This window comes from Janthinobacterium sp. AD80, assembly GCF_002878455.1.
Classification (GTDB): domain Bacteria; phylum Pseudomonadota; class Gammaproteobacteria; order Burkholderiales; family Burkholderiaceae_D; genus Janthinobacterium.
Genome location: NZ_NRDQ01000028.1, coordinates 24,909 through 46,789 on the forward strand (window position 1 = coordinate 24,909; position 21,881 = coordinate 46,789).

The 21,881-nt window shown below is 65.6% G+C and carries 19 protein-coding genes; 3 read left to right on the forward strand and 16 right to left on the reverse strand.

Going from position 1 to position 21,881, the window contains the following annotated elements; genetic code table 11:
* Window positions 1–11: 11 nt before the first annotated feature.
* Window positions 12–1,091, reverse strand: coding sequence for an LLM class flavin-dependent oxidoreductase (locus tag JaAD80_RS07025; protein ID WP_102293519.1), 1,080 nt, complete (start codon window positions 1,089–1,091; stop codon window positions 12–14).
* Window positions 1,092–1,324: 233 nt separating this feature from the next.
* On the reverse strand, window positions 1,325–2,533 hold the full coding sequence (locus JaAD80_RS07030; RefSeq protein ID WP_102293520.1) for a sigma-54-dependent Fis family transcriptional regulator: 1,209 nt from the start codon (window positions 2,531–2,533) through the stop codon (window positions 1,325–1,327).
* Between the two features lie 179 nt (window positions 2,534–2,712).
* Here JaAD80_RS07030 and JaAD80_RS07035 point away from each other — a divergent pair, with 179 nt between their 5' ends.
* Window positions 2,713–4,050: an LLM class flavin-dependent oxidoreductase gene (locus JaAD80_RS07035; protein ID WP_102293521.1), complete on the forward strand. Its 1,338-nt coding sequence runs from the start codon at window positions 2,713–2,715 to the stop codon at window positions 4,048–4,050.
* A gap of 3 nt (window positions 4,051–4,053) precedes the next feature.
* Here JaAD80_RS07035 and hmgA read toward each other — a convergent pair whose 3' ends face one another.
* The 13 genes from hmgA to JaAD80_RS07095 form a co-directional block, all read right to left on the reverse strand.
* Window positions 4,054–5,355, reverse strand: coding sequence for a homogentisate 1,2-dioxygenase (hmgA, locus tag JaAD80_RS07040; protein WP_102293522.1), 1,302 nt, complete (start codon window positions 5,353–5,355; stop codon window positions 4,054–4,056).
* Window positions 5,352–5,537, reverse strand: coding sequence for a hypothetical protein (locus JaAD80_RS07045; RefSeq protein ID WP_102293523.1), 186 nt, complete (start codon window positions 5,535–5,537; stop codon window positions 5,352–5,354). The genes hmgA and JaAD80_RS07045 overlap by 4 nt, the downstream gene beginning before the upstream one ends.
* Window positions 5,534–7,306 (reverse strand): FAD-dependent oxidoreductase, encoded by a 1,773-nt coding sequence (locus JaAD80_RS07050; RefSeq protein WP_102293524.1) that lies wholly within the window; start codon window positions 7,304–7,306, stop codon window positions 5,534–5,536. The genes JaAD80_RS07045 and JaAD80_RS07050 overlap by 4 nt, the downstream gene beginning before the upstream one ends.
* A 30-nt stretch (window positions 7,307–7,336) precedes the next feature.
* Window positions 7,337–8,665 carry an MFS transporter gene (locus tag JaAD80_RS07055; RefSeq protein ID WP_258002847.1) on the reverse strand — a complete coding sequence of 443 codons (1,329 nt, stop codon included), beginning with the start codon at window positions 8,663–8,665 and terminating at the stop codon, window positions 7,337–7,339.
* Window positions 8,666–8,840: 175 nt separating this feature from the next.
* Window positions 8,841–9,659 carry a helix-turn-helix transcriptional regulator gene (locus JaAD80_RS07060; RefSeq protein WP_102293525.1) on the reverse strand — a complete coding sequence of 273 codons (819 nt, stop codon included), beginning with the start codon at window positions 9,657–9,659 and terminating at the stop codon, window positions 8,841–8,843.
* Window positions 9,660–9,668: 9 nt separating this feature from the next.
* Window positions 9,669–10,178: a peptide-methionine (S)-S-oxide reductase MsrA gene (gene msrA, locus JaAD80_RS07065; protein ID WP_102293526.1), complete on the reverse strand. Its 510-nt coding sequence runs from the start codon at window positions 10,176–10,178 to the stop codon at window positions 9,669–9,671.
* Window positions 10,179–10,211: 33 nt separating this feature from the next.
* Window positions 10,212–11,579, reverse strand: a complete 1,368-nt coding sequence (locus JaAD80_RS07070; protein ID WP_102293527.1) for an MBL fold metallo-hydrolase — start codon at window positions 11,577–11,579, stop codon at window positions 10,212–10,214.
* 114 nt (window positions 11,580–11,693) lie between these two features.
* Window positions 11,694–12,668, reverse strand: coding sequence for a porphobilinogen synthase (hemB, locus tag JaAD80_RS07075; protein ID WP_102293528.1), 975 nt, complete (start codon window positions 12,666–12,668; stop codon window positions 11,694–11,696).
* A gap of 87 nt (window positions 12,669–12,755) precedes the next feature.
* The gene (locus JaAD80_RS07080) at window positions 12,756–13,715 is read right to left on the reverse strand and encodes a DUF535 family protein (RefSeq protein WP_102293529.1); all 960 of its coding nucleotides are present in this window, start codon (window positions 13,713–13,715) and stop codon (window positions 12,756–12,758) included.
* A 179-nt stretch (window positions 13,716–13,894) separates the two neighbouring features.
* Window positions 13,895–14,809 carry an acyltransferase gene (locus tag JaAD80_RS07085; RefSeq protein WP_146012285.1) on the reverse strand — a complete coding sequence of 305 codons (915 nt, stop codon included), beginning with the start codon at window positions 14,807–14,809 and terminating at the stop codon, window positions 13,895–13,897.
* Complete coding sequence (locus JaAD80_RS30160) at window positions 14,793–15,101, reverse strand: hypothetical protein (RefSeq protein ID WP_146012286.1); 309 nt, start codon at window positions 15,099–15,101, stop codon at window positions 14,793–14,795. Before JaAD80_RS30160 ends, JaAD80_RS07085 begins: the two co-directional genes overlap by 17 nt.
* Before the next feature lie 175 nt (window positions 15,102–15,276).
* A complete protein-coding gene (locus JaAD80_RS07090; protein WP_102293531.1) occupies window positions 15,277–16,629 on the reverse strand; it encodes a cell wall metabolism sensor histidine kinase WalK in 1,353 nt (450 codons plus the stop codon).
* A complete protein-coding gene (locus tag JaAD80_RS07095; RefSeq protein WP_071077124.1) occupies window positions 16,622–17,308 on the reverse strand; it encodes a winged helix-turn-helix domain-containing protein in 687 nt (228 codons plus the stop codon). Before JaAD80_RS07095 ends, JaAD80_RS07090 begins: the two co-directional genes overlap by 8 nt.
* 364 nt (window positions 17,309–17,672) lie before the next feature.
* On the opposite strand from JaAD80_RS07095, the gene JaAD80_RS07100 reads away from it, so the two are divergent.
* Both JaAD80_RS07100 and JaAD80_RS07105 read left to right on the forward strand, forming a co-directional pair.
* Window positions 17,673–18,449 carry a YdiY family protein gene (locus JaAD80_RS07100; protein WP_102293532.1) on the forward strand — a complete coding sequence of 259 codons (777 nt, stop codon included), beginning with the start codon at window positions 17,673–17,675 and terminating at the stop codon, window positions 18,447–18,449.
* A 14-nt stretch (window positions 18,450–18,463) separates the two neighbouring features.
* Window positions 18,464–20,344 (forward strand): triacylglycerol lipase, encoded by a 1,881-nt coding sequence (locus JaAD80_RS07105; RefSeq protein ID WP_102293533.1) that lies wholly within the window; start codon window positions 18,464–18,466, stop codon window positions 20,342–20,344.
* A gap of 422 nt (window positions 20,345–20,766) precedes the next feature.
* Here JaAD80_RS07105 and JaAD80_RS07110 read toward each other — a convergent pair whose 3' ends face one another.
* A complete protein-coding gene (locus JaAD80_RS07110; RefSeq protein WP_102293536.1) occupies window positions 20,767–21,762 on the reverse strand; it encodes an HD domain-containing phosphohydrolase in 996 nt (331 codons plus the stop codon).
* Window positions 21,763–21,881: the final 119 nt, after the last annotated feature.

Sequence of the window (21,881 nt, forward strand, 5' to 3'; positions counted from 1 at the left end):
AATTAGGGGATTCAGGCCGCTTGTCGTTGCGTGTTCAACGCTGCCCGCACCAGCGGCAGCACGTGTTCGCCGACGCGGTAGGCTTCCTCAAAATGGGGGATGGCTGCCAGCACGAAGCTGGAGACACCCGCCTGCGCATACGCTTCCAGCGCCGCAGCGACTTGCCCATAGCTGCCGACCAGGGCGCCGTGGGCACCCGTCTGCGCTTGCGCAAAGCCGGGCCAGAAGGCTGCGGCACCGGCATCGAATGGCGTATCGTCGGGCAATCCTGCCCCGCTGCGGTAGCGGCGTGCATCGCGCAGGGCTTCCTCGAAGGTTTCGCGGGCCAGCACGTCGATGCGCAAGCCCGCCGCCACGTCGTGGCCCAGCTGGCGCGCCTGCGCTTGCAGACTGTCGATGACAGGCTGCAGATCCGCCAGCGGCGCCGCGTCGAACACATGCACGTCGGCCTGGCGCGCCGACAGGGCCAGCGCCTCCTGGCTGTCCCCCGTCAGATAGATGCCGTTGACGGGGTGGTTCGCCAGCGGCCCCTTGAAGCCTCCGCCCTGCACCTCGAAGAACTTGCCCTTGAAACTGAACGGCGAAGTACCTTGCACGCCGCGCGCCACCGTAATGAATTCATCGATGCGCGGCAAGATGTCAGCGTCCGGAGCCACATCGCCCTGGCGCCGGCGCGCTGCCGCATCGCCGCCATGGCCGATCTGCCAGGCGAAGCGCCCGCCCGTGAAGCGCTGAAAGCTGACGGCGTTCTTTGCCGCATACACGGCCGAGCCCCAGGCCGCATCGAATTCCGCGATCAGTTTCACATGCCGCGTGCTGCGCGCCAGATAGCCGGCGACGATCCAGCTTTCATCGCCCTGCGTATCGTGGCGTATCTGGATGCCGTCGAAGCCGGAAAGGTCGGCCGCGCGGGCGATCTGGTGCAGGTAATCGAGATAATTGAAGGGCGGACGCGCGCCGCGCGGGTCGCTCACGCCCGCCTGCAAGGGACTGGGCGCGCCGGCAGCGCGTTCGCCACGGCGCGTGATGCCGGGCGCCGCGTAGCGGCCGTCCCCGCCGGTGGGCAATTGCCAAATGAATTCGATGGTCATGCATGGACTCCTGTCGTGGGTCGAGAAAAAGGCCGCCGCGCATCGTGCGTAGCGATCTGCCCTTCTCTCCTCGCAGAAAACATGCCATGCGCAGCAGGCCCGCCAGCACCCTGCGCTGTTGATTTGGCAGCAATTGGCTGCACCCATGGCAGCAGCGTGCTGCGCGCGCAGCAGGCATAAAAAAGCCGGAGCCCGCATCGCTGCGGGTCCGGCTGCACAAGGCGCAAGGGCGGCTAGTCGATGGCGCCCGCCTTTTTCAGGAAGGTGCGCAGGATGTTGCGGCTGACGTTCAGGTGTTTGGCCGTGCGCACCTGGTTACGCTCGTTGCGCTCCCACGCGGCGCGTACCAGTTCCTGCTGCAAGGCCTCGAATGCCACGACTTCACCCGAGTCGAGCAAGGCTTGCCAGGCGCGGGCGAAGCGCTCGGCGGCGAGCATATCGTCCTGCACCGCCGCGCCATGGGCGGCATAGGCGATGTCGGCGCCGCCAGCCCAGGCGTCCGGTACGGGCACCGGGGCAGCAGCGGGTACGGCAACAGCAGACGAGAGCGGCGCGCGCTGCCAGCCCGACAAGCTCAAATCATCGGCCCGCACTTCGCCGCTGCGGCACACGAGCAGCGCGCGGTGGATGACATTTTCCAGTTCGCGGATATTGCCCGGCCAGGGGTAGGCCAGCAAGGTTTGCTGCGCGTCCGGCCCCAGTTCCACCTCGCCCAGGTGCAATCGCTGCGCGTAGATGGCCATGAAGTGGCGCGTCAGCGGCATGATGTCGCCTGGACGTTCGCGCAGGGGGCGCAGCGGCAGGCCGATCACCTGCAGCCGGTAATACAGGTCTTCGCGGAAGCGCCCCGCACGCACAGCTTCGGCCAGGTCCACATTGGTGGCAGCGATCAGGCGCACGTCGATGGGAATGGCGCGCCGCGCTCCCAGGCGCACCACTTCGCGCTCCTGCAGCACGCGCAGCAGCTTGACCTGCATCGCCAGCGGCAAGTCGCCGATTTCATCGAGAAACAGGGTGCCGCCACTGGCCGTCTCGAACCAGCCAGGTTTGCCCTGCTGGGCGCCCGTAAAAGCGCCTTTTTCATAGCCAAACAACTCGCTCTCGACCAGGGTTTCGGAAAATGCGCCGCAGTTGATCGCCACAAAGGTCTGCTCGGCGCGCCCGCTCAAGCCGTGCACATGGCGCGCAATCAGTTCTTTTCCAGTCCCCGTTTCACCCGTGATCAGCACCGTCGCCTCGCTGGGCGCGATGCGTTCGATCAGCTCGTGCAGCTGGCGTGAGCGGGGGTCGGCAAAGACAAAGGCCGTGGCGCGCACCAGCAAGCTCATTTGCTGCGCGTCACGGAAGGCGACCAGCGCGCCGTCATCGCCGGCACTGGCGCCACGGGCAAGGTGGGCGCTGCGCGCGAAATCGCTGCTGAAGTTGTGGGCTAAGAGTTCCATGGGCCGACTATACCGCGCGCCATCTCCGGGCGTGAACGAATCGTGCCGCGCTAGCTTATCCGGATTTTGCATATGTGGCTGCGGCTCCGCTTCTGCTCCACTCCCGCTCCAGTGCTGGCCCGAAGCTTGCATATAAATAGGGAAACGCCATGTCGCCAACCCACCACGGAGCTTCTGCCATGCCAGCACGCCAGCTTGTCCTGAATGTTTTTTTACAACGCCACGGCCACCATCCGGCCGCCTGGCGCCATCCGTCGGCCAGCGCCAGCGGGCGGCCCGACCTGGCCTGGTGGCTGCGCGCGGCCCAGCTGGCCGAGGCGGCCAAGTTCGACAGTTTCTTCATCGCCGACTTCATTGGCCGCGCCGGCGACGTCACGCCCGAGACAGGCCGCGCCGCCATCGGCCTGCCCTTCGAGCCCTTCACCCTGCTGTCGGCGATTGCCGCCGTCACCCGGCATATCGGCCTGATCGCCACCGTCAACACCAATTACGAACACCCGTACCACGTGGCACGCAAATTCAGTTCGCTCGACCACCTGAGCGGCGGGCGCGCAGGCTGGAACGTCGTATCCTCGTTCGGCGAACACACGGCGCGCAATTTCGGTATCGGTGAAGCACGCAGCCACGGGGAGCGCTATGCGCGCGCCGATGAGTTCGTCGCCTTGTCCAAGGCCTTGTGGGATAGCTGGGACGACGACGCCTTCGACCGGCCGGACCGCGCCAATGGCCAGTTCTACCAGCCGGCAGCAGGCCATCCGCAGGACTTCCGCGGAGATTACTTCGCCTCGCAAGGCTTGCTGGACTTGCCCCGCCCCGTGCAGGGCCACCCCGTGCTGGTCCAGGCGGGCAATTCCGAAACGGGCCGCGAGTTTGCCGCGCGGCTGGCCGAGATGGTGTACTGCTCCGCCACCTCGCTGCCCGTGGCGCAGGCGTATTACACGGACGTGAAGGGCCGCATGGTCAAATACGGCCGCGCCGAAGAGCAATTGAAGGTCACGCCGGGACTATCGGTGGTGGTGGCTGGATCGGACCAGCAGGCGCAAGACCAGTTCGGCGAGCTGCAAACGCTGGTAGACTTCAGCAAGCTGGAATTTGGCGGCTTCGATTTGTCCGGCTACCCGCTCGATGGGCCGCTGCCCGACCTTCCCTACCAGGCGGCAGAAAACGGCAAGGGGCGTTTCCAGCAGCAGCTGGAACTGGCCCGCCGCGACAATCTCACTTTGCGCCAGCTGGTGCTGCGCTTTCAGGTCGCGCGTGGCCATTTGCAAGCGATCGGCTCCGTCAAGACGGTGGCCGACCTGATGGAGCAGTGGTTCGTGGAACGGGGCGCCGACGGTTTCAATGTCGTGCCGCCGCTGCTGCCGCAAGGCTTCGAGGACTTTACGCGGCTGGTGGTGCCGGAACTGCAGCGGCGCGGCCTGTTCCGCACCGAATATGCCAGCAGCACCCTGCGCGGCCACCTGGGACTGGCGCGGCCCGCCAACCCGCATACGCTGGCGCGAGCACGGGCCGCGTAACCATTACTGCTGCGGATCGAAATGCTTGCGCAAGCCTTGCCAGCACTCGAAGTAATCCGGTTGCAGCAGGCCGCTGTTCATGGCGAACGCCGTGGGCTTGATGATGGTGCGCGTCTCGAACATGAAGGCCATGGTATCGCCCACTTTCACGGGCGTGGCCGTATCACTGTGCGATGCCTTCTCGAACGTCTGCGCATCGGGGCCGTGGCCGGACATGCAGTTGTGCAGGCTGGCGCCGCCCGGCACGAAGCCGGCCGCCTTGGCGTCGTACACGCCGTGGATCAGTCCCATGAATTCGCTGGCCACGTTGCGGTGGAACCAGGGCGGCCTGAACGTGTGCTCGGCCGCCAGCCAGCGCGGCGGGAAGATGGCGAAGTCGATGGCGCCGAACAGCGGATTTTCGCTGGGCGCCTGCAGCACGAGGAAGATCGACGGGTCGGGATGGTCGTAGCTGATCGAGCCGATGGTGTTGAAGCAGCGCAGATCGTATTTGTACGGCGCGTAATTGCCATGCCAGGCCACCACGTCCAGCGGCGAATGGTCGAGGGTCGTGCGCCACAGGTGGCCGCCGAACTTGGCCAGCAGTTCGCATGCGCCGTCGATATCCTCGTAGGCCGCGTGCGGCGTGAGGAAGTCGCGGCTGTTGGCCAGGCCGTTCGAGCCGATGGGGCCCATGTCCGGCAGGCGAAAGGCCGTGCCGAAGTTTTCGCACACATAGCCGCGCGCCGCGCCATCGGGCAGGGTCACGCGGAAACGCACGCCGCGGGGGATCACGGCGATTTCCTGCGGCTCCAGCTCGATCAAGCCCAGTTCCGTGGCGATCGCCAGCCTGCCCTCCTGCGGCACCACCAGCAGTTCGCCATCGGCCGAGTAAAAGTAGCGCTGCATGGAACGGTTGGCGGCATACACGTGGATGGCGCAGCCGCTCATCGCTTCCGCGCTGCCATTGCCCGCCATGGTGTGCCAGCCATCGATGAAGTCGACCGGCGTGGCACTGTCGGGCAGCGGCAGCGGGTTCCAGCGCAGCTGGTTTGGCGGCGTCGGCGGCATGGCATGGAAATCGCTGACGATGCGCGTGTTGTCGGCCAGCGTGAATGGCGGATGCTGGCTGGCGGGACGGATGCGGTACAGCCACGAGCGGCGGTTCTGTGCGCGCGGCGCCGTGAAGGCCGTGCCCGACAATTGTTCCGCATACAGGCCCAGCGGCGCCTGCTGCGGCGAATTCTGCCCCTGCGGCAAGGCGCCGGGCACGGCTTCCGTGGCAAATTCGTTGCCGAAGCCGCTCTGGTAGCCGGCGCCTATCATGCCCGCTCCGCCAGGCCGTCGGCCGCGTCGCGCAGCAAGCATTGCACCACGTCAGCCTTGCCGATGGCGCCCATGGCCAGCAGGGCAAAGCGGGCCAGGAACAGGGGTGAACGCTGCTCGCCCAGGCCGCCCATGGTGTGGCACAGCTCGGTGTACAAATTATCCAGTTCGATGTCGGTCATGCTGCCTCCTTAATAACTTTTATTAATCCGCTGCGCAAAGTGCCGGGGTCAGACCCGCCGGGGGGGCACACCCCAATGGGGCATGTCCCGATCCCGAAGGGACTGACCCCGGATTTAGCCAGCGCTGCCGCCACCTGCCCCGCCTGCACCTGCCGCCAGCGCGCCAGCACGTGCCCGTCCGGGCGCACCAGGTAATAGCTGCCGGGCTGCGCATCAAACAGCGAGAATACCTGCGCCGTGTGGTCCCAGGCGCCCTCTTGCGCTCCACTGCCGGCGATCGCCACGGTCGTCAGTGGCAATGCATCGCCCAGCGCCAGCAGTTCGGCTGGCACGGCGCCGTCCTCGCTGAAGTACAGGCCCGTGAAATCGCCATCCGGGCGTTTCAGCAAATCGGTAATATACCCCGCCTGCTGCACGCCGTCTTGCAACAGCGCCAGCGGACATTCGGGCAGGACCGTGCCCGGCGCGGGGCCGGCAGAAAACGCGTCCACGTCCGGCGCGTTCAGGGCTGACTGCGCATACGCGATGGCGCTCGTCTGGCGCGGGTTGATCAGCGAGCGCACCTGCGCATGCTTGCCCGCCAGGCCCAGCACGGCTGTGCGCATCAGCTCGAAGGCAAACGTGGGCGGCGCCATGAATTCCGTGCTTTTGCCACCGTGGCGCAGGTTTTCATGGGCAGCGAATACGCGCTCGTCGGAATAGCTGTCCAGCAAGCCGTGCGGCGCCTGGCCCTTGACGACATACGCGAGCTTCCAGGCCAGGTTGTCCGCATCATCGATGCCCGAGTTCGCCCCGCGCACGCCAAAGATGGGGACCAGATGGGCCGCGTCGCCCGCGAACAGCACACGGCCGTGCCGGTATTTCTCCAGGGTCAGCGCGTTGGCTTTGTAGATGGTGATCCACACGGGATGCCACGGCTGTGTTTCCCCCATCATGGCCAGCAGGCTGTCGACGCGGGGCGCCACGTTTTCCAGCAGCACGGCCGCCTGCGCATCCTCGTCGTCGCGCAGCTGGTAATCGACGCGCCAGATGTCGTCCGGCTGCTTGTGCACCAGCACGGTCGAGCCGGGATTCGACGGCGGGTCGAAATACGCGAGGCGCTCCGTCGGGCGCGCGCTCTTCAGGTGGATGTCGACGATGACATAGCGCCCTTCATAGCTGGTGCCCTGCAGTTTGAGGCCCAGCGCCTCGCGCACCACGCTGCGCCCGCCATCGGCCGCCACCAGCCAGTCCGTCTCGATCTGGTAGGTCTGCTCCGGCGTGGCCAGGCTGACCGTGGCGCCATCGGCGCGCTGCGCCACGCCGGTCACGCGCGTCTGCCAGCGGATATCGATCAGCCCGGACTGGCGTTCGGCCGCGTCGAGCAGGAATTGCTCGATATGGTATTGCGCCAGGTTGACCATCGGCGGCAGCTTCTGGTTCGCGTCCTGCGGCATGCTGAAATGCAGCACTTCTTCTTCGCGGTAAAAGCTGCGTCCGCCTGCCCACGGCAAGCCCTTTGCCAGGAAGCCGTCAAGCGCGCCCAGGCGTTCGATGATTTCCAGGCTGCGCCGCGAGATGCAGATGGCGCGGCTGCCCGTGCAGACGCCATCGTCCGCTTCGATCAGCACTGAAGGCACGCCGTGGCGGGCCAGGCCCAGGGCCGTGGCCAGGCCCACCGGGCCGCCGCCGACTATCAGCACGGGCACGTGCTGCGTGGCGGCGCCGGCTGGTTTGCCGGGCGGATAAACCTTCGGCACATGGGGATAAGGGTGGAATGTAGCGCTCATGATGGTTCCTTTCGACAATATTCGACTAGCTTATTTGCCGCTGCGCGCGATGGGCAGGGTCAGCACGATGGCCGCGCCCGCCACCAGCAGCACGCTGGCATACAGCAGGCCGGTGGAAAAGCTGTGTGTCAAATCCTTCAGCCAGCCTACCACGACAGGGTTCAGCGCCGAGCCGATATTGCCGGTGGCATTGATGACGGCGATGCCGATGGCGCGCGCGCCCAGGCTCAATGCGCGGTCCGGCGTGGTCCAGAAAACGGACATGGCGGTATAGGCGCCCGTCGAGGCCATGCACACGCCCAGCAGCTGCAGCACGGGATTGCCGGAATACGCGGTCAACAGCCAGCCAAAGGCCGACAGCAGCATGGGCCAGACGATGTGCCAGCGGCGCTCCTGCAGGCGGTCCGAACGGCGGCCCCACACGATCATGCCGATGACGGTGCACACTTGCGGGATGGCCGCCAGCAAGCCGATCTGCGTGTTGCTGGCATTGCTGTTAAAACTTTTCACGATCAGCGGCGTCCACACGGCCACCATCGCCAGGGTGTTCACCAGGCAAAAATAGGCGATGCCGAATTTCAATACCGTGGGAGACAGCATTTCCGCCAGCACAGAGACCTTTTTCTGCGGTGCGCCGTGCGCCGCAGCCGGCTTGTGCTCGGCGGCCAGCATGCGCGCCAGCACCTGCTGTTCCAGCTTGCTCAGCCAGTTCGCCCTGTTGGGAGAATCGTCGAGGTAGCCGTACACGGCCAGGCCCAGGAATACGGACGGCATGCCTTCGAGCAGGAACAGCCATTGCCAGCCTTTCAAGCCCCAGTGGCCATCGAGACCCAGGATCAGGCCCGACAGGGCCGAACCGATGGCGGCCGTCACGGGCATGGCGATCATGAACAGGGCATTGGCGCGCGCGCGGTAGGCGCTGGGAAACCAGTATGTCAGGTACAGCAGCATGCCGGGCAGAAAACCCGCCTCCGTCACGCCCACCAGGAAGCGCAGCGCATACAGGCTGGCCGGGCCGCTGGCGAACAGGGTCGCCGTCGAGGCCAGGCCCCAGGCAATCATCATGCTGCCTATCCATTTGCGGGCGCCGATGCGCGCCAGCACGATGTTGCTGGGAATGCTGCAGGCGATGTAGGCGATATAAAACAGGGTGGTGGCAAAGCCGAACTGGGTGCCGGACAGGCCCAGATCCTGCATCATGGTCAGGCCGGCGAAGCCGATGTTGATGCGGTCCAGGAAGGAAAACACGAACAGCAGGAACAGAAATCCCAGCAGATGGCGCGATACCTTGCGCATTACCTGCTGTTCCAGTTGGTAGGCGGCCGCGTCGGGAACGGGCGCAGTGGTGGCGATGGTCATGCTGGTCTCCATAGGGTGTCGCCCTCCCCTTGCTGTTTTTATTGGGTGAGAGCGGCCGGGTGATCCCGGCTTGAAACACAGTATGCAGACGGCGGTGCCGGCGGCTGTCCCCATTTTGGGGACATTTTGCGGGCAAAACAGTCAAAAAGGCGCAGTCGTCGCTACGCCAAAGGAACTAGGCCGGTGCTGGCGCCATGCACAGCGCAAACAGCTGCCGCTGGCTGGAAACGCCCAGGCGCTTGTACGCGCGCTTCTGATAGGTAATCACGCTCGATGGCTGCACGCCCATGATGTCGGCGATCTCGGCTGCGGTGAGTCCTTCGAGCACGCAACGCAGCACATCGAGTTCGCGCTTGCTCAGGGCGGGACAATGCTGGCGCAGCCGTGCCAGCATCATCGGCGCGACGCCCTGCGTCGCCTGCCCCTTCAAGCCGTAGTGGTGCTTGACGGCATGCGCAAACAGCGGCGACAGCGTTTCAATGGCGGCGATCTCGCCGGGCTGGAACTGGCCCTGGCTGCTATCGCGGTAAAAATTGACGGACAGCCAGATATCGCCGGCCGGCTGCACCAGTAGCGATAGCCGGTCCGAAACATTCGGTTTTTGATAGCAGGCGGCGCGGTAGCCGGGATGGTCGATTTCGTCGCTCGCTTGCTGGTGCAAGACGATGGCGGGATCGATTTTCAGCCCCGGCACCGGCGCGATCACGCGCTGGTTGCCATCGAGCGCATAGTAGTGACGCGCGTAGCTCTCGGCAATATCTTGCAAAAAACGTCCGCCGCGCCGGTCGGCCACGGCCACCGTGCGGGGGCGGTTGCCGAATTCATAGGCAAAGATGGTGCACTGGGCAATGGGCGCGGCCGTGCTGACCGTCTTCAGGATGGCCCCGGCGACGGCATTCACGTCCGCATGGCCGATGGCGGCCATCAGCTCCAGGGTACGCCCGAAGTCCAGCAGGCCTTCCGCAGGCCGCCGTTCGACGCGCCAGTAACGCATGCCTGCTCCTTATTGCGCGCGCTGCGGCAAGACCCAGTCCGGCCGGATGTAATGGCAGGTGTAGCCGTGCGGCAAGCGCTGCAGATAATCCTGGTGCTCGGGTTCCGCTTCCCAGAACGGGCCGGCCGGCGCCACTTCCGTCACCACCTTGCCGGGCCACAGGCCGGAAGCGTCGACATCGCGGATGGTGTCTTCGGCCACGCGCTTCTGCGCGTCGCTGGTGTAGTAGATGGCCGAACGGTAGCTGGTGCCGCGGTCGTTGCCCTGGCGGTTTTCCGTGCTCGGGTCATGGATCTGGAAGAAAAATTCCAGGATCTTGCGGTAGCTGATGGTTTGTGGGTCGAAGACGATCTCGATCGCTTCCGCATGCGTGCCGTGGTTGCGGTAGGTGGCATTGGCCACGTCGCCGCCGCTGTAGCCCACGCGCGTGGCGATCACGCCCGGATAGCGGCGCAGCAGGTCTTGCACGCCCCAGAAGCAGCCGCCGGCCAGGATCGCGGTCTCGTTGTCATGTGCCATGGTGTCTTTCCCCTTGATTCAGAAGCAGCTATCTTACCGCGTCGCGCCATTTCCTTCAGGACGGGCCACAAGCCGCTGCAGCTGCGCCGCCTGGTAGGCGCCGATGGCGTCGTTGAACAGGCAGCGGATCAGCGGGTCGTCAACGATGTCGGCCTCTTCCAGTTCGGCACGCGTGGCGGCGTCGAAATCGCCATCGTTGATGCGCATGTACATCGACGTCAGCGATTCGCCCAGCACCAGCGCCGCATGGCATTTCACCAGCGGCACCTCGGTGGTCCATCCTGGCGCCTCGCCCGTGTCCGGCACGAGGTCGATCAAGTCGCCATGCGTGCGGTAATGCAGGACGGTGGCCGCGCCGTCGTGGCCGTACAGGGCCAGGCGCCACAGGCGCGGTGGCTGGAAGTAGCTGTCGTCTGGCAGCTCCATGGCGCGGTAGCGTTCGAGCAAGCCATGACGGCAAAAGTCCAGCACCAGCGCCGTGTCGGCCTCGCTCAAGGGCGCGAAATGGCGGGCGATATCGGCCGTGGCCGGCGGCGGCGCGTCCGGCCGGTAGTCGAAATCGACATCCTGCGGCCCCACGGGAATGACCCATGGCAGCGGCGCGGCCGGCGTGATGCCGTGCGCATCGAGCAGCACGGCCGTGCCAGGATCGAGACGGAAGATGTGCGCCTCGGGCATGGCCTTGCCGATTTCCTCGGCAAAGCGCCGGTAGCTGATCGGGAACATCGCATGGTTGTACCAGGACCAGTCTTCCTGCACGAACTGGCAGGAGCTGGGCACGAGGTAACGGGGTGCCAGCGCGCGCAGCTGCGGCACCCAGTCGTCCGGCAATTCCACCGGGCCGCGCGTTGCCAGCGACGGCGCGATGACGGCGACCTCGCGCATGGTCTGGAATGGCCACAACACCATGTCCCACGGTCCCAGGGCGGCCAGCTGCTCCAGGGTCTCGGGGCCGATCCAGGAATCGACCACGTTAAGCACATGCATGCCCGCCGCGCGCACCTGGAACAGCGAGTCGACATCGTCATCGAGCGCCCGGCGCGGCGTCACCTCGATGGCGCCCACGCGCACCGGCACGTCGACATGCAGCCGCTGCACCTGCGTAAACCCCAGCGCGCGCAGCATCGCGAACAGTTCGTCGAAGACGCAGTACAGATAGATCGGCGTGGCGCGGTCCAGCACATCAAGGCTGTCGAGCGAGCAGTGGTCGTCGTGGAAGTGCGAGATGAAGACGGCATCCCAGCCCAGCCGGCGCACGGCATCGAGGTCGAAACGCACGGCCGGAAACGCGTGGCAGTTGCGGCTGAACGGATTTTCAACGATGGGATCAAAGGCGATGGCCGTGCCTTCGCATTCGAAGACATAGCCGGCGTGCAGGATGCGGGAGATTTTCAGGGGCATGATGAGGGCTGAATAAACCCAAATGCGAGTACCGGGGTCGGACCCTGAGGGTCCGACCCCAGAATTTGCTTCTGGGGTAAAGATTGACACTAAAGCTACGCCACCGGCAGAAACTTAATACGGATTATTCAGCACATCCATCGCAAAATACGTAAAGATCATGTCCGCGCCCGCGCGCTTGATGGCGCCCAGGGTTTCCTGCACCACGCGGCGCTCGTCGATGGCGCCGGCTTGCGCGGCGAACTTGATCATCGCGTATTCGCCGCTGACCTGGTAGGCGCCGATCGGCAAGCGCGTCACTTCGCGCAGGTCGCGGATGATGTCCAGGTAGGCGCCGGCCGGCTTGACCATCAGCGCGTCGGCGCCTTCGGCTTCGTCGATCAACGATTCGCGGATCGCTTCGCGGCGGTTCATCGGGTCCATCTGGTAGGTCTTGCGGTCGCCCTTCAGGGTGCTGCCGGCGGCGTCGCGGAACGGGCCATACAGGCCGGAAGCGAACTTGGTCGAATACGCCATCACGGGCGTGTCCTGGAAACCGGCCGCGTCGAGCGCGCTGCGGATGGCCGCCACCTGGCCATCCATGGCGGCCGACGGGGCGATGATGTCGGCGCCCGCCTGTGCCGCGATGACGGCCTGCTTGCCCAGGTTCAGCACCGTGCTGTCATTGTCGACCGTGTCGCCATGCAGGATGCCGCAATGGCCGTGGTCCGTGTATTCGCAGAAGCAGGTGTCGGACATGACCACCATTTCCGGCACGGCGTCCTTGATGATGCGCGACATGCGCGCCACCAGGCCGTCCGGGTTCAGGGTGTCCGTGCCGTGGCTATCCTTGTGGTGCGAAATGCCGAAGGTCATGACGGAACGCAGGCCGGCGCGCGCATAGCGTTCCACTTCCTGTGCCAGCTTCGCTTCGGGAATGCGGCGCACGCCGGGCATGGAGGTGATGTCGATGAAATCGCTGGCGCCTTCGTCGACAAAGATCGGCAGGACCAGGTCGCGCGGGTTGATCTCGGTCTCGCGGAACAGCTCGCGCAGTTGCGGGGTCGCGCGCAGGCGGCGCATGCGCGAAGTGGGGAATTGTGCTGGCATGGTAACTGGCTTCAGGTTAAGGACGCCCGCAAGTATACGCCGATCAAGGCGCTTGCGCCGGGCCGCCCGGCAAAAAAGCTGCCCAGGTCAAGAAACGCCGGCCCGCAGCGGCGCCCGATGGCCATGCGGCGCGACCGCCGGCTGGTTCAGCAAGGCAGACAGTTGCCGCCGCATGTCGGCCGCCAGCTGCACCAGCATGGCGCCGCGGCGACGCGCATCGGCGCGTTTCTTCGATGGCAGCAGCTGCAGATCCGGCATGCGGCATGGCCCGCACGGCAGCCGGTAATTGCCGTCGCTGGTCGGCAGCGCGTGCAGCTCCTGCCACGCCTGGTCGTAATCGCAGGAGATGTGGCGGCGCCGGCGCCAGTTCAGCGCGATGCGGTTGGCATTGCTGACCAGGCCAAGGTGGTCGCAGCCAAAAAAATCGCCGAGGTCGCGCAAGGCGGCCACCATCAGGTTTTTCGGCCGGCAGCCGTGCAGCGCCCGCGTGGCATCGCGCACGGCCTGCGCGCCGGCGGGCGAACGCAAGCCCTGCAGCGCGCCCAGCGCAATGGCCACGCCGCCAGGCTGGCCAGGCTGCGAGCGGAACAGGAAGCTGGCCAGGTACAGCGGCACGCCGTCGCGCGTCAGGCGCAAACACAGTTCGCCTTCGCGGTGGCTGTCGTGGATGGCCGTCAGCTGCAGGCGGTACGTGGCGCCATCCTTGCCCTCGACGCTGGCCAGCACCAGGGCGCGGCGCGCCACGTACTCCACCAGCGGCCGCGCACCCGCCTGCCACAGGAAGCGGTAATGCCCGCGCAGCAGGTCCACCCTGGCCGCGCACCCAAGGCGGCGGTTCGCGTAGGGCCGGTAGATTTTATACAGCAGGCTGGGATGGTCTTGCGCCAGCGCCGCCAGGCCCGGCGTGGCGGCGATGAAGGCCTGCCAGCGCGCGCGCTGCACGGGAAAGACCAGCGCGCCCAGCGCGGCCTTGAGACGGTGGCCATGCTGGCGCGAAGGCGGCTGCGGCAGCGCTGCGGGTTCCCCGGTGACGGTAAAAGTAGGCATGCGAACGGCTCTGGGACGGATCTGGCAAACAAGACGCGACCGTGGCCGCGGACTGCCCGGCGCAGGCGGCTGCACGCATGCAGCCGCTCTGCGACGGGTAGAGCGGATGATAGGGTGGGGTCTCGAGGAAGGGGGTTACAAGTTGGTAATGTGCCGGCAAGCGGGCGGGCGCCGGGCATTTACGTGGGGGTGACCTGCCCCAGGACCACGGGCCGCCGGCCGTAGCGCTGCACCAGCCAGCGCCGCGCCGGCACTTCCAGCAGACGGTAGCTGAGGCTGCTGGCGATGATCAGCACGAAGCCGAACACGCCCGCCTTGAGCAGCACGGACAGCAAATCGGTACCGGGAAATGCCAGGCGCAGCGGCTTTTGCAGCAGCAGCGACAGCGGGATGTGCAGCAGGTAGACGGCATACGAAATATCGCCCAGGAAAGCCGACACGCGGCCCTCTAACAGGGCCGGCCGCCAGCGCGCAAACAGCCAGATCAGCATCGGCAGCACGCCCATGACGGTGAACGCCAGCGGCGCTACCCTGTCCGCGCAGCCATGCAGGCCGATGGCGGCCAGGGCCAGGGCGGTCAGCGCGGCAAAGTACAGCAGGATGCGCGCATCCTGCCTACACTGGAACAGCAGCAAGCCGCCAGAAAAGCCCAGCACGCCGCGCAGCATGCCCTCCAGTAAATCGCTGTTGTTAAACCCATGCAGGTAGCGGTCCATGCTGATCGCCATGCTCCACAGGCAAATGCACGAGAGCAGGTGGATGGCCATTTTCCAACCCAGGCTGCGCAAGCCCTGACGCACGGCGCAGTACCACAGCACGTTCAGGACGACCTCGACAAAAATTGTCCAGCCCGGTTGATTCAGGGGAAAGCCCAAGCCATCGTTGAACAGGCATGGCAGCATCAGCGCATTGGGCACGACGCAGCGCAATTCGGCGATGCCGTCACCCTTGCCGAACCACATTTTCGACAGGAAGACCAGGAAAGCCAGCGCCAGACAAACGATATACAAGGGGTACAGGCGGGCCATGCGCTGCAGGATGAAGGCCGGCGCCGGCATGCCCTGGCCGATGCGTGCCTCATAGCTGTAGGCCATGACCCAGCCCGACAGCAGGAAGAAAAAAATCGACGGCCAGGTCGGCGTGCGGAATGGCAAAACCAAACAGTCCGGGCAGGTGGTAGACCACCACTGCAATGGCGGCGATGCCGCGCAAGCCGTCGAGCGACACGATGCGCGTGCTGGCCGCGCCCTGACCTGTGCCCTGGCCTGTGCCCTGACCTGTGCTATGACCTGTATTGCCTGCTGCAAGCATGTGACGTCCCTGCCTGGTGAAAGAGAACGGCAGCAATGAAGCGCCTGGCAACGGACGCATGGCAATGAAGGACACGCATCCGGCACAGGTCGAAACAGTGCCAAAAATGCATTGTAATGTCTTTTTTATAATTTCTGTGATTTAATTTTTTGACAAGCTGGCAAGTACAAGAAAATACCGGCAAACACAGGCGTGCTGCTGCCGGCGACAACACCGGCAGGAAGCGTTTGCAGGAGGGAAATGGCGCGAGCTAGCGGCGCAAGCGCAGCCGTACGCGCAAGCCCGGCGCCGCATCCTCGATCTGCAGCTTGCCGCCATGCAGCGTGGCAATGGCGGCGACGATGGACAGGCCCAGGCCATTGCCGGGCAGATGGCGGCTCTTGTCGAGCCGGTAAAAGCGCTGCGTCAGCTTCGGCAATTCGCCGCCCGGCACGCCGGGGCCGTTGTCGCGCACGGCCAGCCAGCGGCCATCGGCATCGCTGCCGGCCGACACTTCCACCGTGGCGCCCTGCCCCGCGTACTTGATGGCGTTGTCGACCAGGCTGGCCAGCGCGCTGCCCAGCAAGTTGCGGTCGCCGCGCGCCGGCACGCCCTCGCCATACATCTGCACCAGCAGCACGCCCCGTTCATCGGCCGTGGCCTCATACATTTCCACGATGTCGGCACCGATCTGCTGCAGGTCGATGTCGCTGAAATTCTCGGGACGCATGCCCGATTCGGCCGCCGCGATCTGCAGCAGCTTGTCGAACACGCGCGTCAGGTCGTCGATATCGTCGATGGCCGCCTGCGCCGCGCTTGCATGGCCGGCCAGCGTGCGCTCCTGGCGCAAGGCGCCATCGAGCTTGTTGCGGATGCGTCCCAGCGGCGTGCGCAAATCGTGGGCGATGGCGTTCGACACATGGCGCACGCCTTCCATCAGGTGTTCGATGCGGTCGAGCATGCGGTTGATGTCGCGGCTCAGCAAGCCGAATTCATCTTCGCTGGCGACGGGAATGCGCCGGCTCAGGTCCCCCGCCTCGATCTCGCCCGCCGTGCGGCGGATCTGCCCGATGCGCGCTTCGAGCTGGCGGCGGAACAGCCAGGCGCCTGCCACCACCAGCAGGATGGCCACGCCGCCGCCATACGCCAGCGAGCGCAGCACCAGGGCGCGGATCGACTTGCCCTCCTCCATGTCGCGCCCGACGAACAGGCGCGCGCCGCCCTCGAGGTCGCGGATCAGCAGGCGTGCAGGCACGCGCCGCCCTTCGCGCGTCACGTCGCGGTGCAGCAGATGGCCCACGGGACTGTCCGCGTCGGGCCAGGACGACAGGTTGCCGGCCACGCGCCGTCCATCGGCGTCCGTCAGCAGGAAGATCTCCGTGTCGCTGTCGGTGCGGTCGGTCAGCAGATGGGCGATTTCCGCCATCGTGCGGCTGGCGTCGTCCGGCTGGTACAGGGCGGCCAGGCGCTCGGAGAGCAAGGTCAGCTTGCGGTCCACGCTGCGATCGAGCACGCCGATGGTGCCAAAATAGAAGACGGCGCAGACGATGCTGATCGAGACGACCACCAGCACGCCGTAGCCGAGGGCCAGGCGCGCCGCGATCGAGCGGTGCAGGCTACGCACCGTCAAGCACGCCCAGGGTGTAGCCGACGCCGCGCACGGTGTGGATCAAGGGCGGCGAAAATTCCTTGTCTACCTTGGTGCGCAAGCGGCTCACCTGCACGTCGATGACATTGGTCTGCGGGTCGAAATGGTAGTCCCACACGGCTTCGAGCAGCATGGCGCGGGTGACGGACTGGCCCTGGTGGCGCATCAGGTATTCGAGCAGGCGGAACTCGCGCGGCTGCAGCGCGATCTGCCGGTTCGCGCGCGTCACGCGCATGGTGCGCATGTCGAGCACCAAGTCGGCCACCTGCAGCTGCGTCGATTCGGGCACGGGCGCCGCGCGCCGCAGCAGCGCCTCGATGCGCGCCAGCAGTTCGGCGATGGCGAAAGGTTTCGACAGATAATCGTCGCCGCCGCTGCGCAGGCCGCGCACGCGCTCGTCGACGCTGGACAGGGCCGACAGCACCAGCACCGGCGTATTGCGGCCCATGCCGCGCAGGCGCGCGACGATGGCCAGGCCGTCGATCTCGCCCGGCAGCAGGCGGTCGAGCACCAGCGCGTCCCAGTCTTCGCCGCAGGCCAGGCGCATGCCGTCGATGCCATTGTCGCAGGCCGTCACGTCGTGGCCCGCCTCGCGCAGGCCGGCACAAATATAGCGGGAAGTTTCGGCTTCGTCTTCGATGACCAGGCAGCGCACGGTGGTTCCTTTACAAATCGGGGCGGCAAATATGCGCAGCATACGCCAGGCGCGCGACACTTGCCAGTTCCGCGGCCCGGCACAGGCAAGAGCGCATTTGCCAGGCAGTTCGCAGGGGCGGCGCGCGGACATGCCAGGCTGGCAAGATTGCGCCCGCTCCGGCAGCATTCCTGCGCGCGAGCGCGTGCGGCGAACGATGGCAGGGTCGGGTACAATACGGCCTCGACAATGATGATTGGCCGCGCACCCGCGCGCATTCCCAGCGCTTTCCGGCACGCTGCGGCCGGCATCGACACCACTGCCACTACACGCGACTAACGAACAGCAGGCACGCCCGGCGCGCGCCACAGACAAGCATACAGCCATGAAATCGACCCACTCTCTCGCACTGGCGCTGGCCATGGCCATCACCTGCGGCGGCGCCGCTGCCAAAGATACCAAGCAAAGCCTGCTGTTCGATGAAATCCCCATCGGCAGCTGGAGCACCTCCGCCGAACTGGGCGCCATCACCACCTCGGGCAATACGGTCGGCACCTCCGTCACCGGCAAGATCGACGCGCGCCAGGAACTCGATGACTGGAGCAACCAGTACATCTTCAGCGGCTACTTCAAGGAAGACGAGACGACAAACGACGATGGCACGAAGATCCGCGAACGCTCGGCCGAACGCTTTTCCGCCTCCGCCAAGGCCGCCTACAAGCTGATGTCCGACAATGAAAAACTGTTCGTGCTCGCTTCGCACGTGAACGACAAGTTCGGCGCCTACACCAAGTACTCGACCCTGGCCGTCGGTCACGGCTCGCGCTGGTACCAGTCGAGCGACAAGAGCGTCGACGTGGAAATCGGTCCAGGCTATTTCAGCGGCACCAACGATGCGGGCGAATCGGAACACGGCCTGACGGTGCGCGGCGCGGCCGCCATGAAATGGAAGATCAGCCAGTCGGCGATGTTTACGCAGACGGTCAGCGTGGAACGCGGCACCTCGAACACCCACTCGATCGCCGAAACAGCGCTCAGCACCAAGATCAACGGCACCATGCAGATGAAGGCCGCCTTCAGCGCGCGCAACGACACGCGCGTGCCGGACGATAAAAAGAATACGGATACACAGACCTCGCTGACCCTGGTCTACTCCTTCTGAGGCGCGCCACCACCATGCTGATGCCGATGCGGCGCCTGCGCCTGTGCGCCCTGCTGTGTGCTGCGGCGCTGCTGAGCGGCTGCGCCGCCGTCACCGTCAGCGCCATCTCGCCGGCCGACTACCTGCAGCAGCGCCGCGGCGATATCCTCACGACGGGAAAATTAAGTGCCGCGGCCAGCGAAGTGCTGCGCATCATCGGCAGCGACATCGCCGCCTGCGAAGCCAACACGGGCAGCTGCCGCGCCGACCTGGCCCGCTCAGAACTGCTCAGCGACGAGCAGCGCCTGGCGACCCTATCCGAGCTGTGGCTGGAAAGCGCCCTGGCCGAGGAAAAACAGGGTGGCCACGCCAGCGCCGAGCTGCTAGCCGCCTGGCTCGAATCGGCCCGCTACGCGTATGCCTACCTGTTCTACACGGCACGCACGCCGGGCCAGCGCGCGTTCGAGGAACGCCAGACGCAAATCCGCGACTATTACAACTACGCCGTGCAGAAAGCCGTCGGCAACCTGTTCCGCCACCGTGGCGAATACCGCCCCGACGGCCACGTGATCCGCGTCGCCGGCTGGGAAATCGACAGCGAATTGTCGGCGCTGCGCCTGCCCGCGGACGGCACCCTGCCGGACGAACTGCTGCCGGCCACCTCGCTGTCGTTTTCCGGCGTGCGCAATGTGTACCGGCGCGACGGCTTCGGCGCCGACCTGGTGGCCGTCATGCCCAAGCCCCGCAAATCGGCAGACGGTTATGTGCCGTACCAGGAAACCCGCTTCCCCGTCGTCACGGCACTGATCCGCTTTGAAGGCAGCAGCCTGCAGGAGGTACTGGCCACGCAGCAGCTGCTGGTGATGCTGGTCGACCCGACACGCAGCGAAACGGCGCGCCTGGCCGGCCAGGACCTGCCCGTGGCGGCCAACTTCACGGCCGGCTATGGCCTGTGGCTGGCCCGTTCCGGCTTTGGCGTGCAGGCACTGCGCACGCTGTTTGGCCGCGCCGACGGCATCTCGCGCCCGCAGGTACACCTGATGCAGCCGTATGATCCGGCCAAGCGCACCATCGTCATGCTGCACGGCCTGGCCAGCAGTCCGGAAGCGTGGATCAACGTGGCAAATGAACTGATGGGCGACGAACAGCTGCGCCGCCGCTACCAGATCTGGCAGGTGTACTACCCCAGCAACGCCCCGCTGGCGGCGAATAACGCGGCCATCCGCCAGGCGCTGCAGGCGACGTTGGCGCAGTTCGACCCGTCGGCCAAGGCGGCGGCCGCGAACGACATGGTCTTGATCGGCCACAGCATGGGCGGCGTGCTGGCGCGCCTGATGGTCTCGGACGCCAATACCACGCTGCTCGACGCCATCACGGAAGAATACAATTTGAAGGGCAAGAAGGCGGAAAAAGTGCGCGCCGGCCTGGCGCCCTACCTGAATTTCACGGCCATGCCGCAGGTGAACCGCGCCATCTTCATCGCCGCGCCGCACCGCGGCACCTCGTTCGCCAACCACAAGGTGGCGCGCTGGATCGCCAACCTGATCACACTGCCCATCAACATGCTCGACCAGCTGTCCGACGCGGCCGGCAGCCTGGCGCAGCTCGACACGGGCAGCAGCGAGCCGCTGCGCATCCCCAACAGCATCGATAACCTCAGCGACAAGGACCCGTTCGTGCGCCTGGTGGCCGACCTGCCCATCAGCCCGAAAGTGCGCTACCACTCCATCATGGGCAACGACACGCCGGACCTGCCGCTGGCCGAATCGAGCGACGGCGTGGTGCCCTACGCCAGCGCCCACCTCGACGGTGCCCTGTCGGAAAAAGTCATCCCGTCGTGGCACAGCGTGCAGGAAAGCCCGCAGGCGATCCTGGAGATACGGCGGATTTTACGCCAGCCCGACACATTGCCATGAGCGGGCGTAGGTCGGATTAGGCGAAGCCGTAATCCGACAACATTGTTAGCTTCACTGTGGGCAGCGCCAACAACGTTGTCGGATTACGCGGGGCTTTGCCCCGCCAAGCCGACCTGCCAGGCTACCAACACAGCCTCACACCGGCTCGCGCCACTTGTCCTTGATCTCCAGCATGGCCGAGGCCGCAAGCGGTAATCCGACAACATTATTGGCCACGCCCATGGTGATGTCGGCTTACGCGCTCCGCGCTAAGCCGACCTACCCGACTGGTGCCCATGGTTGGGCTGGCAGCCGCAGGTCGGATTAGGCGAAGCCGTAATCCGACAACATTGTTAGCTTCACTGTGGGCAGCGCCAACAACGTTGTCGGATTACGCAGGGCTTTGCCCCGCCAAGCCGACCTGCCAGGCTACCGACACAGCCTCACACCGGCTCGCGCCACTTGTCCTTGATCTCCAGCATGGCCGGCAGCTGTTCGATGAACAATGCCAGCAGTTGCGGATCGAAATGCGTGCCACTGTCGCGCTGCATGGTGGCAATCGCATCTGCCACCGTCCAGGCGGGCTTGTACGGGCGTTCGCTGGTCAGGGCGTCGAAGACGTCCGCGATGGCGACGATGCGGCCTTCGTGGGGAATCTCTTCTCCCTTCAAGCCTTGCGGATAGCCGCTGCCATCCCATTTTTCGTGGTGCGTCAGGGCGATGGTGCGGGCCATTTTCAGCAGGCCCCCCGCGTGCTCGCCGATGATGGCCGCGCCGATTTGCGCATGGCTGCGCATGACTTGCCATTCGTCCGCATCGAGCTTGCCCGGCTTTTGCAGGATGGCGTCGGGGATGCCGATCTTGCCCACGTCGTGCATGGGCGCCGCATTCAGCAAATCTTCCGCCTGGGCCGCGCTGTAGCCGGCCGCCAAGGCCAGCTGGCGCGCGTAATAGCTCATGCGGATGACGTGCATGCCCGTCTCGTTGTCCTTGTATTCGGCCGCCTGGCCCAGGGTCTGGATCACCTGCAGGCGCGAGCGGCGCAATTCCTCGGCATCGACCAGCGACAAGTGCGTGCGCACGCGGGCACGCACGATGGGCGGGCTGACGGGCTTGGTGATGTAGTCGACGGCGCCGGCGTCAAAGCCGTCCGCCTCGTCCTTCACATCGCACAGGGCCGTCACAAAAATGACGGGGATGGACGCGGTGGCCGGCAAGGCTTTCAGCTGGCGGCACACTTCATAGCCCGTCATGCCGGGCATCATGATGTCAAGCAGGATCAGCTCGACGGGATTGTTCTGCGCCAGTTCCAGCGCCTTCTCGCCATCCTTGGCGTACAGCAGGCGGTAATCGTCCTGCAGGATCTGGCGCAGCACCTGCAGATTCGTCGCTTCATCGTCGACCAGCAGCAGGATCGGTTTGTCTTCGTGTAAGGTCATCGTTAGCCCAAAATCAGGAAAGTTCGGCAGGCGTATCGCTTGCCAGCCAGTCCAGCAACTGGCGCAGCACGCCGGCGCGCGCGCAAATTCAAAGTCATCGATGCGCTGGCCAGCGCCTG

Coding starts and splice junctions, on each gene's coding strand:
- hmgA (WP_102293522.1), bottom strand. CDS start 5,355: ATGATAGGCGCCGGCTACCAGAGCGGCTTCGGCAACGAATTTGCCACG.
- JaAD80_RS07055 (WP_258002847.1), bottom strand. CDS start 8,665: ATGACCATCGCCACCACTGCGCCCGTTCCCGACGCGGCCGCCTACCAA.
- JaAD80_RS07035 (WP_102293521.1), top strand. CDS start 2,713: ATGCCAGCACGCCAGCTTGTCCTGAATGTTTTTTTACAACGCCACGGC.
- JaAD80_RS07045 (WP_102293523.1), bottom strand. CDS start 5,537: ATGACCGACATCGAACTGGATAATTTGTACACCGAGCTGTGCCACACC.
- JaAD80_RS07110 (WP_102293536.1), bottom strand. CDS start 21,762: ATGACCTTACACGAAGACAAACCGATCCTGCTGCTGGTCGACGATGAA.
- JaAD80_RS07030 (WP_102293520.1), bottom strand. CDS start 2,533: ATGGAACTCTTAGCCCACAACTTCAGCAGCGATTTCGCGCGCAGCGCC.
- JaAD80_RS07060 (WP_102293525.1), bottom strand. CDS start 9,659: ATGCGTTACTGGCGCGTCGAACGGCGGCCTGCGGAAGGCCTGCTGGAC.
- JaAD80_RS07080 (WP_102293529.1), bottom strand. CDS start 13,715: ATGCCTACTTTTACCGTCACCGGGGAACCCGCAGCGCTGCCGCAGCCG.
- JaAD80_RS07025 (WP_102293519.1), bottom strand. CDS start 1,091: ATGACCATCGAATTCATTTGGCAATTGCCCACCGGCGGGGACGGCCGC.
- msrA (WP_102293526.1), bottom strand. CDS start 10,178: ATGGCACATGACAACGAGACCGCGATCCTGGCCGGCGGCTGCTTCTGG.
- JaAD80_RS07070 (WP_102293527.1), bottom strand. CDS start 11,579: ATGCCCCTGAAAATCTCCCGCATCCTGCACGCCGGCTATGTCTTCGAA.
- JaAD80_RS07105 (WP_102293533.1), top strand. CDS start 18,464: ATGCTGATGCCGATGCGGCGCCTGCGCCTGTGCGCCCTGCTGTGTGCT.
- JaAD80_RS07050 (WP_102293524.1), bottom strand. CDS start 7,306: ATGAGCGCTACATTCCACCCTTATCCCCATGTGCCGAAGGTTTATCCG.
- JaAD80_RS07100 (WP_102293532.1), top strand. CDS start 17,673: ATGAAATCGACCCACTCTCTCGCACTGGCGCTGGCCATGGCCATCACC.
- JaAD80_RS07085 (WP_146012285.1), bottom strand. CDS start 14,809: ATGGCCTACAGCTATGAGGCACGCATCGGCCAGGGCATGCCGGCGCCG.
- hemB (WP_102293528.1), bottom strand. CDS start 12,668: ATGCCAGCACAATTCCCCACTTCGCGCATGCGCCGCCTGCGCGCGACC.